This is a genomic window from Sphingomonas lacusdianchii (assembly GCF_022664395.1).
GTDB classification, from domain to species: Bacteria; Pseudomonadota; Alphaproteobacteria; order Sphingomonadales; family Sphingomonadaceae; genus Sphingomonas; species Sphingomonas lacusdianchii.
Map to the genome: position 1 here is coordinate 196,115 of NZ_JAKRET010000003.1, position 12,672 is coordinate 208,786.

General features: G+C 66.8%; 13 protein-coding genes. 6 read left to right on the forward strand and 7 right to left on the reverse strand.

The window, feature by feature from the left end:
- The first annotated feature begins 71 nt into the window (after positions 1–71).
- Positions 72–857, forward strand: a complete 786-nt coding sequence (locus MF607_RS05880) for a M15 family metallopeptidase (RefSeq protein ID WP_242116638.1) — start codon at positions 72–74, stop codon at positions 855–857.
- A gap of 190 nt (positions 858–1,047) precedes the next feature.
- Here MF607_RS05880 and MF607_RS05885 read toward each other — a convergent pair whose 3' ends face one another.
- Positions 1,048–2,040, reverse strand: coding sequence for a glycoside hydrolase family 43 protein (locus MF607_RS05885; RefSeq protein ID WP_242116639.1), 993 nt, complete (start codon positions 2,038–2,040; stop codon positions 1,048–1,050).
- A gap of 216 nt (positions 2,041–2,256) precedes the next feature.
- Between MF607_RS05885 and MF607_RS05890 the strand changes: the two genes are divergently transcribed.
- The gene (locus tag MF607_RS05890) at positions 2,257–2,979 is read left to right on the forward strand and encodes a Crp/Fnr family transcriptional regulator (protein WP_242116640.1); all 723 of its coding nucleotides are present in this window, start codon (positions 2,257–2,259) and stop codon (positions 2,977–2,979) included.
- Between the two features lie 30 nt (positions 2,980–3,009).
- On the opposite strand, the gene wrbA is transcribed toward MF607_RS05890, so the two are convergent.
- Together wrbA and MF607_RS05900 are read right to left on the reverse strand one after the other, a co-directional pair.
- Positions 3,010–3,612: an NAD(P)H:quinone oxidoreductase gene (gene wrbA / locus MF607_RS05895; protein WP_242116641.1), complete on the reverse strand. Its 603-nt coding sequence runs from the start codon at positions 3,610–3,612 to the stop codon at positions 3,010–3,012.
- Between the two features lie 19 nt (positions 3,613–3,631).
- On the reverse strand, positions 3,632–4,330 hold the full coding sequence (locus MF607_RS05900; protein ID WP_242116642.1) for a pirin family protein: 699 nt from the start codon (positions 4,328–4,330) through the stop codon (positions 3,632–3,634).
- 92 nt (positions 4,331–4,422) lie between these two features.
- Between MF607_RS05900 and MF607_RS05905 the strand changes: the two genes are divergently transcribed.
- Positions 4,423–5,325 carry a LysR family transcriptional regulator gene (locus tag MF607_RS05905; RefSeq protein ID WP_242116643.1) on the forward strand — a complete coding sequence of 301 codons (903 nt, stop codon included), beginning with the start codon at positions 4,423–4,425 and terminating at the stop codon, positions 5,323–5,325.
- 150 nt (positions 5,326–5,475) lie between these two features.
- The gene (gene ctrA / locus MF607_RS05910) at positions 5,476–6,177 is read left to right on the forward strand and encodes a response regulator transcription factor CtrA (protein ID WP_056450531.1); all 702 of its coding nucleotides are present in this window, start codon (positions 5,476–5,478) and stop codon (positions 6,175–6,177) included.
- Between the two features lie 86 nt (positions 6,178–6,263).
- Here ctrA and MF607_RS05915 read toward each other — a convergent pair whose 3' ends face one another.
- The 4 genes from MF607_RS05915 to MF607_RS05930 all read right to left on the reverse strand — a co-directional run bounded on the left by MF607_RS05915 (position 6,264) and on the right by MF607_RS05930 (position 10,900).
- Positions 6,264–6,932, reverse strand: a complete 669-nt coding sequence (locus MF607_RS05915) for a L,D-transpeptidase family protein (protein WP_242116644.1) — start codon at positions 6,930–6,932, stop codon at positions 6,264–6,266.
- Positions 6,933–7,111: 179 nt separating this feature from the next.
- Positions 7,112–8,785, reverse strand: coding sequence for an amidohydrolase (locus MF607_RS05920; RefSeq protein ID WP_242116645.1), 1,674 nt, complete (start codon positions 8,783–8,785; stop codon positions 7,112–7,114).
- On the reverse strand, positions 8,782–9,648 hold the full coding sequence (locus MF607_RS05925) for an NAD(P)-dependent oxidoreductase (RefSeq protein ID WP_242116646.1): 867 nt from the start codon (positions 9,646–9,648) through the stop codon (positions 8,782–8,784). Before MF607_RS05925 ends, MF607_RS05920 begins: the two co-directional genes overlap by 4 nt.
- A gap of 277 nt (positions 9,649–9,925) precedes the next feature.
- Positions 9,926–10,900 (reverse strand): SDR family oxidoreductase, encoded by a 975-nt coding sequence (locus tag MF607_RS05930; protein ID WP_277925746.1) that lies wholly within the window; start codon positions 10,898–10,900, stop codon positions 9,926–9,928.
- Between the two features lie 92 nt (positions 10,901–10,992).
- On the opposite strand from MF607_RS05930, the gene MF607_RS05935 reads away from it, so the two are divergent.
- Positions 10,993–12,234 carry a threonine ammonia-lyase gene (locus MF607_RS05935; RefSeq protein WP_242116647.1) on the forward strand — a complete coding sequence of 414 codons (1,242 nt, stop codon included), beginning with the start codon at positions 10,993–10,995 and terminating at the stop codon, positions 12,232–12,234.
- Positions 12,231–12,632, forward strand: coding sequence for a GFA family protein (locus tag MF607_RS05940; RefSeq protein WP_242116648.1), 402 nt, complete (start codon positions 12,231–12,233; stop codon positions 12,630–12,632). Before MF607_RS05935 ends, MF607_RS05940 begins: the two co-directional genes overlap by 4 nt.
- Positions 12,633–12,672 lie beyond the last annotated feature (40 nt).

Below are 12,672 nucleotides of genomic sequence, written 5' to 3' on the forward strand. Positions count from 1 at the left end.
CCTCCCTTGCCATCGTTGGCGACGCCGTGCCAGTGCGCTCGCGCGGTCAACCGCCCCAGCCGGAGACCATCGTGCGTCGATCCTTCGTCCTTGCCTGTGCCCTGCCCCCGCTCGCCGCCTGCGCACCGGCGGCCCAGCAAGCCCCCGCGCCCGTCGCCGCGCCGACCCAGGTGGCGACACCGACCCCGGTCGCCCCGCCACCGGTCGCGGCACCAGCACCGCCCGCACCGGTCACCGGCCCGGTCGCGCTGTGCGGGCGCGGCATCGTGCAGCGCACCGCCGATGGCCGCCTGTTCAATCACTTCCCCTATCCCGACATGCCGGCAACCGCGCTGGTCGATGCCCCGCCCGCGCTCGGCGGATCGTGCAGGATCCACCCGGCGATGCTGCCCGACCTCACCCGCCTGCTCGCCGCGGCCGATGCCGATCCGGCGATCGCCGGCACGCTGCGCGCGGTATCGTGTCACCGCTCGGTCGCGCTCCAGCAACTGACCTTCTGCGGCGGGATCGGTCCCGACGGATCGGGCAGCTTCGCCGAACGCGCCTGGGCCTCCGCCCCGCCGGGCTTCAGCGAGCATTCGACCGGCTATGTCGTCGACTTCGGCAGCGCGACTGCGCCCGCCTGCAATGCGGAAGGGTGTTTCGGCGCCACCCCCGCCGGCCGCTGGCTGCGCGCCAACGCCGCCCGCTTCGGCTTCGAAATGTCGTTCCCGGCAGGCAACAAGCAACAGGTGAAATGGGAACCCTGGCACTGGCGCTGGGTCGGCACGGCGGCGAGCGAGGCCGGTGCTGCACCGGCACGAACGATGTTCGCGACGGCTCGCACACGGTTTCCGGCCGAGCCGAAGGTCGAATGATCGGCGACGAAAAGAAGAAATGGGTTCACGCGAAGGCGCGGAGACGCGGAGGAGTTCCTTGCGCGGCGATCCCACCCGCGCCGGCGGGCCTAATCTTCGTAGCAGCCGCAGACGCGGTCTACCGTTCGCAAGCCGGTCGCCACGATCGAGCCTCTCCGCGCCTCCGCGCCTCCGCGCGAACCCATTCTTCCTACTTCGCCGCCGTAACCCCCGCCTCGGTCTGCACCACCGGCTTCATCGTCCCATCGGGGTTGTAATAGAGCCGCTCGACGGTAACCGCCCGCCGCCCGATCGCGCCGTTCATGTCGCCGATCGCCAGCGTCGCATTATGCAGGAACAGATACCAGTCGCCCTTGAACTGGGCGATGCCCGGATGGATGGTGAAGCTGTATTTCCCCGACCCCGTCAGCTCGCCGCGATAGGTCCACGGCCCCCTGATCGACGGCGCGGTTGAATAGGACACGCGCTCGTCGCGATGCTTCGACCGGTCGAGCGAGGCATAGGTCAGGTAATAGGTGCCGTTCCGCTCATGCAGCCACGGCCCCTCCTCGAAATGCGGCGGGGTGATCTCGGTGATCGGCCCGTCGATCTCGATCATGTTGGGCTTCAGCTTCGCGATGTAACATTGCCGGTTGCCCCATGCGATCCAGGTCGTCCCGTCCTTGTCGGTGAAGACGGTCGGGTCGATATCTTCCCAGCTATGCGTGCCCTTCGGCGTCATCTGGTTGGTGATCAGCGCCGATCCCTTGGCATCGACGAACGGCCCGGTCGGCTTGTCCGACACCGCGACCGCGATCGCCTTGCCCGGATGGCTATTGTCGTGCTCGACCGCGGCATAAAACCAGTATTTGCCGTTCTTGAAGATCGTCTGGCTGGCCCAGGCATCGGCCTTCGCCCATTTGAAATCGGCGACCTTCATGATCGGACCATGGTCGGTCCAGTGGCGCATATCGGTGGTCGAATAGACCAGCCATTCGCGCATGTTGAACATCTGGTCGCGTTCGGCCTGGTCATGCCCGACATACAGATACAGGCGATCGCCGACCACCAGCGGCGCGGGGTCGGCCGTGAACTTGTCGCGGATGATCGGGTTGCTGCCCGCCACCGGCGCTGCCCGCTCCTGCGCCACGGCGCCCCCCGCCATTGCCGCCAACGCCACTGCCATCCATCCGAATACGCGCACATGCCTCTCCCATCGTTCTTTGCGAGGGATGATAACCGATAGCGCTATCATTCCAACAGTCTCGATCGGGACCGCGACATTTCGTTTCGGGATCAATCGGTTCGTCGCATCCATGCCACGTCCCGATCCCTCGGCGGAACGAAGCCTCCGCGCCTGCTTTGGATCATTTGGTACGCCACGGACCAAATAGTCCTTCGTGGTACCCAGGAGGACGCGATGGCCAACCCACTCACGATCAAACTGGCCGGCTTCGCGAACTTCACGCCCGACGATGCCGAAGCCCTCGACCGACTGTGCCGCAACGCCTTCACCGTCCGGGGCGGAAGAGACCTGATCCGCATCGGCGACCGTCCAGAACAAGTGTTTCTGCTGCTCGACGGCTGGGCCTGCCGCTACAAGGATCTGCCCGACGGGCGGCGGCAGATCCTCGCCTATCTGATCCCGGGCGACCTGTGCGACCCGCACATTTTCATCTTCGAGGAAATGGACCATTCGATCCGCGCGCTCGGTGATGCGCGGGTCGCGGCGATTCCGAAACAGGTGATCCTCGACCTCACCGATCGCTATCCAGCCTTGGCGCGCGGGTTCTGGTGGTCGGCGCTGGTCGACGAAGCGATTTCGCGCGAATGGCTGGTCAACGTCGCAAAGCGCGATTCCTACACCCGCATGGCCCATCTGTTCTGCGAGATGTGGCTGCGCATGTGCCAGGTCGGCCTCGCCACGAACGGCACGTTCGACCTGCCGCTGACGCAGGAACAGCTTGGCGACACGCTCGGCATCACCCCGATCCACGTCAATCGCGTGTTGCAGCGGATGCGGGCGGAGGGACTGGTATCGCTCTGCCGCCGCAAGATGACGATCCACGATATCGATGCGCTGCAGGACGCAGCCGAATTCGACCCGCGCTACCTGCACCTCGACGCGCGGGTGGAAGCGTGACGGGGCGACCCGCAGGCCGCCCCATCCGATTTATCCGAACACCTTGGCCGCGAGTTCGGCGATCCGCTTGCCCTGATGCCGGGCGCCGCCCAGTTCGATCTCGGTCGGCTGGCGGCTGCCGTCGCCACCGGCGATGGTCGACGCGCCGTACGGCGTGCTGCCATTCACCTCGTCCAGCCCGGTATGGCCTTCATAGCCATAGTCGAGCCCGACGATGGTCAGTCCATGATGCATCAGGTTGGTGATGATCGAGAACAGCGTGGTTTCCTGCCCGCCATGCTGGGTCGCGGTCGAGGTGAAGGCGCCGCCGATCTTGCCGACGAGTCCGCCCTTGGCCCAGACGCCACCGGTCGTGTCCCAGAACGCGGCCATCTGGCTCGACATCCGGCCATAGCGGGTGCCGGTGCCGACGATGATCGCATCATAGTTGGTCAGTTCATTGGGGTCGGTCAGCAATGCGTGATGATCGGCGACGACGAAGCCCGCCGACTTGGCGACCTCGTCCGGGGCGGTTTCGCGCACCCGGCGGACATCGACCTCGGCGCCGCCCGACCGGGCACCCTCGGCGACGGCGTCCGCCATCTTCGCGATATGCCCGTAGGACGAATAATAAAGCACCAATACCTTGGCCATGCGGCGATACTCCCGTTGGTTATTCGCTGTCGACCAGGACGATTTCGGCGTCCTGCGTCGCTGTGATGGTGACGGTCTGCCCGCCCGAAAGCGCGGCACCGTCGCGCGCCTTGAAGGCGACCCCGTCGATGGTGATCGCGCCGGTTGCCGCGACCAGATAGGCGTGACGCCCTGCACCTACGCTATGTTCCACGCTTTCCCCGGCCTTCAGCGTCGCGCCCAGCACCCGGGCATCGGCGCGGATGCGCAGCGCGTCGTCGTCCTCGTCGAAACCGCTCGCCAGCGTCACGAACTTGCCCGACCGCTCGCCCTTGGGGAACGGCTTGGCACCCCATGCCGGCGCACCGCCCTTTTGCCGGGGCTCGATCCAGATCTGGAAGATGCGGGTCGTCTCGCCCTCCAGATTATATTCGGCGTGGCGCACCCCGGTACCGGCGCTCATCACCTGCACGTCGCCGGCTGCGGTGCGCCCCTTGTTGCCCAGCGAATCCTGGTGCGTGATCGCACCCGAACGGACATAGGTGATGATCTCCATGTCCTTGTGCGGATGCGGCGGGAAACCGCTGTTCGCGGCGATCTCGTCGTCATTCCATACCCGGATCGCGCCCCAGCCCATCCGCTTGGGGTCGTAATAATTGGCGAAGCTGAAATGATGCCGCGCGTTCAGCCATCCGTGATCGGCATGGCCGAGGCTGTTGAAGTCACGTTTGTCGATCATCGTCGATCTCCTTGCTTGACCCCCAAGATAAGCACCGCGATCATGGCGTAAATGGAAACGTCGGAAACCTATCGTTTCGCAGCGGAGGATATATGCGACTCCCCGATTTCGAAGCCTGGGCGATGTTCGCCTGCGTCGTCGAGCACCGCTCGTTCAGCGCCGCCGCGCAGTCGATCGGCGTATCGAAGGCGACGGTGTCCAAGGCCGTCGCCCGGCTGGAGGCGTCGCTCGGCACCACGTTGTTCCATCGCACCTCGCGCCGGCTGACGCTCAGCGATGCCGGACAATCGCTCGCCGAACGTGCCGGCCGCATCCTTGCCGAGGCGCAGGCGGCGGAGGAACAGGCGCGCGATGCCGCCGCCGCACCGACCGGGCTGGTCCGCGTTGCCGCACCCATGTCGTTCGGCCAGACGCATGTCGCCCCGGCCATCGCCGAGTTCCTGAAGGCGCATCCCGGCGTCGAGATCGACCTGACCCTGTCCGATGCGAAGGTCGACATCGTCGCCGACGGCATCGATATCGCGCTGCGCATCGCCGAGTTGCCCGACAGTTCGCTGCGCGCCCGCCGGCTGGGGCCGGTCGCGGTGCGTATCGTCGCCGCACCCGACTATTGGCGGGACCATGGCCGCCCGACCCACCCCGCCGATCTCGGTCGCCATGCCTGTTTCCGCTACACCAACCTGCCCAATCCACTATGGCATTTCCGCCGCGGCGAAGAGGAGGTCACCATCCGCCCCGGCGGTCCGCTGGCGGTGAACAACGGCGAAGCGATGCTGCCCGCGCTGCGCCTGGGGCTGGGGGTCGCGCGCCTGCCGGACTTTCTGGTCGATGCCGATATCGCCGCCGGCCGGCTCGAAGCGATCCTGCCCGACTGGTCGAGCGGTGCGGTCGCGCTCCACCTGCTGACCCCGCCCGGCACGCTGCGACCGGCGCGCGTCGCGGTGCTGATCGAGTTTCTTTCCGCCCGGTTTCGCAACACCTGTCCGCGCGATTAGCCAACGAACTCAGTCCGTTTCGCTTAACCAACGGATTTCACGAAGCGTTTTCCATTAGTTAGAAATTAACCTTTTGCGTTCAGAGGTGTTTACGTTAATGTTTTTGTCGCGCGCTGGGTGAAATGTGCGCCGCGAAACGGGGGACTGCCGATGCGCGTGCTGTTGATCGAAGACGAGCCGACGACCGCCAAGGCGATCGAGCTCATGCTGACGACCGAGGGTTTCAATATCTACACGACCGATCTTGGCGAAGAAGGCCTCGATCTGGGCAAGCTGTATGATTACGACATCATTCTGCTCGACCTGAACCTGCCCGACATGCACGGCTATGACGTGCTGAAGAAGCTGCGGGTCGCGCGGGTACAGACGCCGGTCCTGATCCTGTCGGGCATCGACGAAATGGATTCGAAGGTCCGCTCGTTCGGTTTCGGCGCGGACGATTATGTTACCAAGCCGTTCCACCGCGAGGAACTGATCGCCCGCATCCACGCCGTGGTCCGCCGGTCGAAGGGGCATTCGCAGTCGGTTATCCGCACCGGCAAGCTGTCGGTGAACCTCGATGCCAAGACGGTCGACGTCGACGGCGCGCGCGTCCATCTGACCGGCAAGGAATATGCGATGCTCGAGCTGCTCTCGCTGCGCAAGGGCACGACGCTGACCAAGGAAATGTTCCTCAACCATCTCTATGGCGGGATGGACGAACCGGAACTCAAGATCATCGACGTCTTCATCTGCAAGCTGCGCAAGAAGCTCAGCATGGCTTGCGAAGGCGAGAATTACATCGAGACCGTCTGGGGCCGTGGCTATGTGCTGCGCGAACCCGACGAAATGGGCGAAGCCGCCGTCGCCTGACGATCGCGTACCAACCCCGATTTCCGACATGCCCTGGCAAATGCCGGGGCATGTTCGTTTGGGGGCCGGACGGAATTACGCCGACGTTAGGTGATCGCCCCGCCCATCGCCAACCGCTTGCCGTTGGTGATGATGACGCGGTCGCCCAGCCGCGCCACCGCGAACAGCTTCTTCGCGAACGCGGTCGGCACGCCGATACAGCCATGCGTCGCCGCGCCTTCCTGCACGTCGCTGCCATGGATCGAGATGCCGTCATTGGTCAGCCGCAACATGTACGGCATCGGCGCGCCGTAGAGGTTGCTGACATGGTCGGCGTCCTTCTCGGTGATCTTCAGCGCACCGAGCGGCGTGGGTTTCCAATCGGCCCCGTACAGCACCACCGCCGCGCCGATCTCATAGCCGTCGCGGAACACCGACAGCACCTGCGCATCAAGGTCGATGGTGACGACCAGCGGTCCCGCAGGAGGCGCGCCGTCCTCGTCCCATACCCAGCGGCCATGGGTGAACGGCCCGTCGATCGGCAGCACCCGGCGGACGACCATCGCCTCGGGCCGGGCAATCGGTGAAGGCGAGGCTGCGGGTGCAGGCATCGGCCTCGCCTGCACGACCGACGCATGCGCCACCGGATCGGCGCGGATCGGCACCGGCGGCGCCGCCGGCTCGGCGCGAAGCAGCAACGCCGCCCCGCCGGCGGTCGCCCCCGCGACCCCGACCAGCAACGCAATCCCTAAACCGGTCCGCCAACCAACCTGCATCGATCCTCCGATCCGACGACCGACCTATAGCATTACGCTTACCAAATCCTCCCCGGCACGGGGAGGGGGACCAGCGAAGCTGGTGAAGGGGGGTGTCGGCAGACGATACCGTCGCGTTGCGGGGCACGCCCCCTCCACCACCGCTTCGCGGCGGTCCCCCTCCCCGTGCCGGGGAGGATTTACCGCCCCGCCGCCGCCTTCGCCTTCTCGTCGAGCGGCCACGCCTTATACCCGCCGACCCATGTCTCGATCACCTTCGTCGCGCGCAAATCCGCCGCGCTCGCCGCGACCGGATCGCGATCGACCACCAGGAAATCCGCCTTCTGCCCCGGCAGCAGCGACCCGAAGCGCTGCTCGGCGAACCCGGCGAACGCCGCATCCTGCGTGAACGCCTTCCATGCCTGTTCCCGCGTCACCTTCTCCTCGGGCCGCCACCCGCCCGGGGGCTGGCCGTTCGCATCCTCGCGCGTGAACGCTGCCGCCCAGCCGATGAACGGGTTGGGATGCTCGACCGGATAGTCCGATCCGAACGCCAGCCGACCGCCATCCCGCAACACCGTCGCCCATGCATAGGCCCCGGTCAGCCGCGCCGGCCCCAGCCGCGCCTCGGCCATCGTCCGGTCGCCGGTCGCATGGACCGGCTGCATCGACGCGATGATCCCGTTCCTGCCCAGCCGCGGCAGATCGGCCGGATCGAGCACCTGCGCATGTTCGATCCGCCAGCGGCGATCGTCCTTGTACGACGCCGCCAGTTCGTCGATCGCGTCCAGTACCTGCCGGTTCGCCCGGTCGCCGATCGCATGGATCGCGAACTGGAACCCGTCCATCGTGCCCCGACTCAGCAGGTTGAGCAGCGTCGTATCGTTGATGAACGACAGCCCGCTCTGCTTGGGCGCATCGGCATAGGGCGCTTTCAGCCACGCGCCGCGCGACCCCAGCGCGCCATCGGCGTACAGCTTGATCCCGCCCATGCGCAGCCGGTCGCCATAAAGCCACGGCGTCGGCCCCGCCCCGGCGACCGTCAGCGCCGTTTCGAGGCCCGCGCCATAGCTCATGATCCGCACGCGCAGCTGGCCGATATCGCCCATCCGCCGGAACACCAGCCAGTCGTCGACCGAGGTACCCATGTCCGCCGTCGCGGTGATGCCGTTCGACAACAGCATGTCCTGCGCCTTCAGGAACGCGGCATTGCGTTCGCGTGGGCTGGGCCTAGGCTTGGCGGCGTCGAACAGGCTGGCGGCATTGTCGACGAACACGCCCGATGGCTGCCCGTTCGGCAGCAATTCGATGCGTCCGCCCGCCGGGGCAGCGGTTTTCGCGGTGATCCCCGCCGCCTTCATCGCCGCGCTGTTCGCCCATACCGCATGGCCATCGGCACGTTCCAGCAGCACCGGCTTGTCGCCTGCCGCCGTGTCCAGTTCGGCAGCGGTCGGGAAACGGCCCAGCCCCCACGCCTCCTGGTTCCAGCCGCCGCCCAATATCCACTGCCGGTTGCCGTTGCTGCGCGCATAGGACTGAACCGCCGCCTGCGCGTCAGCCAGCGACTTCGTGTTCGACAGGTCGAGTTCGAGCGCGCGATAGCCCAGCGACATCACATGGCCGTGCGCGTCGATCATGCCCGGCATCACGGTCTTCCCGCCCATGTCGCTGCGCCAGTCGAGCTTCTTCGGCGCCTTCTCGCCCTTGGGCACCAACCGCACGACCTTGCCCTCGCGGTCGATCAGGATGCCGCCGAACCGCACCACCTTCCCCTGCGAATCCAGCGCGACGCCGTTGATATTGTCGACCAGCCCGTCGGCCTGTGCGGTGCCGGCGAGCAGCAGCGCCGCGACGGTCAGGGCATGACGGATCATTTCGCGATCCTCCGCACCAGCGCGCTGGTATCCTGCCGCCCGCCGCCCATGGCCTGCACCTCGGCATAGAATTGATCGACCAGCGCCGTCAGCGGCAGCGTCGCGCCGTTGCGCCGCGATTCGTCGAGCGCGAGGCCGAGATCCTTGCGCATCCAGTCAATCGCGAAGCCGAAATCGAATTGGTCCTGCGCCATGGTCGGCCAGCGATTGACCATCTGCCAGCTTTGCGCCGCGCCGCCCGACACCGCTTCCAGCACCTTGTCGAGGTCGAGGTCGGACGCCTGTGCGAAGCGCAGCGCTTCGGAAAGTCCACCCAGCACGCCCGCGATGCAGATCTGGTTGACCATCTTGGTCGTCTGCCCCGCACCGGCATCGCCGACATGGACGATCCGCGCGGCATAAGCCTGCATCAACGGCTCAGCCGCCGCAAAGGCTTCCGCAGGGCCGCCGCACATGATCGACAGCTTGCCATTCTCGGCCCCGGCCTGCCCGCCCGATACCGGCGCGTCGAGCACCAGCAGCCCGTTCGCGGCCCCGGCCTCGGCCAGTTCGCGCGCGATCGCCGCCGACACGGTGGTATGATCGGCGAACAGCGCGCCCGCCTGCATCGCACCGAACGCGCCGTCCTCGCCCAGCGTCACCTGCCGCAGATCGTCGTCATTGCCGACACAGGCAAATACCGCCTCCGCCCCATCGGCCGCCGCAGCCGGCGTTTCGGCAACATCGCCGCCATGCTGCGTGGCCCATGCCTCCGCCTTGGCGCGGGTGCGATTATAGACGGTGACCTGATGGCCGGCGGAAACGAGGTGCCCGGCCATGGGCGCGCCCATGACCCCGGTGCCGATGAATGCGAGTTTTGCCATGGGCGGCGGTCTATGACCTAAGCGGGCCATGCGAAAGGGGCGATATGGCAAAGCGTGCGCTTGGCCCTACCGCCGTCGTCCCCCGCTCCGCGAGATACTTGCAAAACCAATTTGCTCGTGCCCCGGCGAAGGCCGGGGCCCAGTTGGGGGACGTCTGGTAGTTCGTCAACGACCTCGCCAACTGGACCCCGGCCTTCGCCGGGGTACGGCAGAGTTGGGATTGAAGGCCGGGCTATCGTAGCGGGCTCGCCTGCACGGCCGTGATGAGCAGCTCAGATTACCCCGGCTGCCCGCCCCCTCCGGTCGCGCCGAAAATCTGCCCCGTCGAAAAGCTGTTCGACGGATCGGCGGCCGAAACATACAGCCCGGCGATCTCCGCCGGCTGCCCCGGCCGGCCCAGCGGGCTGCTCTTGCCGAAGCTCTGCTGCTTCTCGGGCGTCGCACCGCCGCTGACCTGCAACGGCGTCCAGAACGGCCCCGGCGCGACCGCGTTCACGCGAATGCCCTTGGCCGCCAGCTGCTTGGCCATCGCCTTGGTGAAGTTCAGCACCGCCGCCCGCGTCAGCGCGTAATCGACGATATCCGGCGAAGGATCGCTCGCCTGTTCGGACGAGGTGTTGATGATGACGCCGCCCGCCCCCATCCGCTCGACCGCCGCCTTGGTCAACCAGAACGGCGCATAGACGTTGGTCTTCATCGTATCGTCGAAATCCTGCGAAGAGATCGACGCGATATCGGGCCGGGTCTGCTGCCGCGCAGCGTTGTTGACGAGGATGTCCAGCCCGCCCAGCTGCGCCGCCGCCTGCTGGACCAGCTGCCGGCAGAACCCTTCGTTGCGCAGGTCGCCGGGGATCGCCACCGCCTTGCGCCCGGCCGCGCGGATCAGTTCGACGACCTCGCGCGCATCGGGTTCCTCGGCCGGCAGGTAATTGATCGCGACATCGGCGCCTTCGCGGGCATAGGCGATGGCGGCGGCGCGGCCGATGCCGCTGTCGCCGCCGGTAATCAGCGCCTTCTTGCCGGCCAGCCGCCCCGATCCCTTGTAGCTTTGCTCGCCATGGTCGGGACGCGGATTCATTTTCGATGCCAAGCCCGGCCAGGGCTGGCGCTGCACCGGAAAGGGCGGCTTGGGATAAGCGGCGGCAGCGGCGGTGGTCGGTTTCGTCCCCTGCGCAACGGCAGGCGCAGCGCTGGCGGCAACCCCGGCAAGGGCGGCACCCGCCACGAAGGTGCGGCGATCGGTCTCGGTCATGGTTCAGCTTTCTGGATGAAACAGGGCTATCGAGCAGACGCGCGCCGGGTCGACGGGTTCCCCTTTGGTACCAGATGGGCTACGCGCCCGCGATGGCTACCAACCCGATCGCTCCGCCCGCCCTGCCCCTCACCGTCGACGATGTGCGTCAGGCGGCGATGCGTATTGGCGGCTCGATCGTGCGCACGCCGACGCTCATCAGCCGGACGCTGTCCGACCTGACCGGCGCGACCGTCTATCTCAAATTCGAAAACCTTCAGTTCACCGCCGCTTACAAGGAACGCGGCGCGCTCAACACCCTGCTGCAACTCGACGAAGCCACCCGTGCCAAGGGCGTGATCGCCGCCTCGGCCGGCAATCATGCGCAGGGCCTTGCCTATCATGGCAACCGACTCGGCGTACCGGTGACGATCGTCATGCCCCGCCCGACTCCGACCGTGAAGGTGATGCAGACGCAGAGCCACGGCGCGACCGTGGTGCTGGAGGGGGAGACGTTCGACGCCGCCTATGCCCATGCCCTGAAGCTGGAGGCCGAACAGGGCCTGACCTTCGTCCACCCGTTCGATGACGCCCGCATCATGGCGGGTCAGGGCACCGTCGCGCTCGAAATGCTGGAGGACGTGCCCGAGATCGACACGCTGGTCGTGCCGATCGGCGGCGGCGGCCTCATCAGCGGCATGGCGACCGTCGCCCGCGCCGCCGAACGCGATATCGAGGTGGTCGGCGTGCAGGCCGAACTCTTCCCGTCGATGTACAACCGCCTGCACGGCACCGCGATGGACTGCGCCGGCGACACGCTGGCCGAGGGGATCGCGGTCAAGCAGCCCGGCGGCCTGACCGCGCAGGTCGTGGCGGCACTGGTCGACGACATCGTGCTGGTCAGCGAACGGCAACTCGAAGAGGCGGTCAGCCTGCTGGTCCAGATCGAAAAGACCGTGGTAGAGGGTGCCGGCGCCGCCGGCCTCGCCGCGCTGCTCGGCCATGGGCAGCGGTTCAAGGGCAAGACCGTCGGCATCGTGCTGTGCGGCGGCAATATCGACACCCGCCTGCTCGCCAACGTGCTGCTGCGCGACCTTGCGCGGTCGGGACGCCTCGCCCGGTTGCGCATCCGGCTGCAGGACCGCCCCGGCGCACTGTTCCACGTCGCCAAGATCTTCCACGAACACACCGTCAACATCATCGAGGTCTATCACCAGCGCGTCTTCACGACGCTCCCGGCGAAAGGCCTCATCACCGACATCGAATGCGAGACGCGCGACCGCGACCATCTCGACCGTCTGATCGAAGGGCTGCGCGCGGGCGGCTATGAAGTGAGCACGGTCGAACTCGCATGACGGACGCGATCACCGGCCAATGCCTGTGCGGTGCGTGTCGCTATGTCAGCGACGGGCCGGTGATCAACGTCCGCGCCTGCCATTGCCGCCGGTGTCAGCGCGCGACCGGCTCGCCCTTCTACGCGCGGGTGATGGTGCCGCTGGCCGCGACCGCGATCGAGGGGCCGGTCGGCTGGTATGATGGCGACACCGGCGTGCTGCGCGGCTTCTGTCCGAATTGCGGCGCGACGCTGTTCTCGCGCCGCGACTCGGCGGGGACGATCGGGCTGACCCTTGGCAGCGTCGACGACCCCGACCGCTTCCAGCCGACCGATCATATCTGGACCGAGGCGCAGCAACGCTGGCTGGTCCTCGGCGACGACCTGCCCCGGCATCGGCAGGGGCCGCCCGCCTTCTGAGCGCCGACGAAATCCTCGCGAAGCGACTTTTCGTCGGTTA

What these genes read in the sequence shown, in the direction of transcription:
- MF607_RS05890 (WP_242116640.1), top strand. Translation starts at nt 2,257, where the DNA reads ATGGCCAACCCACTCACGATCAAACTGGCCGGCTTCGCGAACTTCACG.
- wrbA (WP_242116641.1), bottom strand. Translation starts at nt 3,612, where the DNA reads ATGGCCAAGGTATTGGTGCTTTATTATTCGTCCTACGGGCATATCGCG.
- MF607_RS05900 (WP_242116642.1), bottom strand. Translation starts at nt 4,330, where the DNA reads ATGATCGACAAACGTGACTTCAACAGCCTCGGCCATGCCGATCACGGA.
- MF607_RS05905 (WP_242116643.1), top strand. Translation starts at nt 4,423, where the DNA reads ATGCGACTCCCCGATTTCGAAGCCTGGGCGATGTTCGCCTGCGTCGTC.
- ctrA (WP_056450531.1), top strand. Translation starts at nt 5,476, where the DNA reads ATGCGCGTGCTGTTGATCGAAGACGAGCCGACGACCGCCAAGGCGATC.
- MF607_RS05915 (WP_242116644.1), bottom strand. Translation starts at nt 6,932, where the DNA reads ATGCAGGTTGGTTGGCGGACCGGTTTAGGGATTGCGTTGCTGGTCGGG.
- MF607_RS05920 (WP_242116645.1), bottom strand. Translation starts at nt 8,785, where the DNA reads ATGATCCGTCATGCCCTGACCGTCGCGGCGCTGCTGCTCGCCGGCACC.
- MF607_RS05925 (WP_242116646.1), bottom strand. Translation starts at nt 9,648, where the DNA reads ATGGCAAAACTCGCATTCATCGGCACCGGGGTCATGGGCGCGCCCATG.
- MF607_RS05930 (WP_277925746.1), bottom strand. Translation starts at nt 10,900, where the DNA reads ATGACCGAGACCGATCGCCGCACCTTCGTGGCGGGTGCCGCCCTTGCC.
- MF607_RS05935 (WP_242116647.1), top strand. Translation starts at nt 10,993, where the DNA reads ATGGCTACCAACCCGATCGCTCCGCCCGCCCTGCCCCTCACCGTCGAC.
- MF607_RS05940 (WP_242116648.1), top strand. Translation starts at nt 12,231, where the DNA reads ATGACGGACGCGATCACCGGCCAATGCCTGTGCGGTGCGTGTCGCTAT.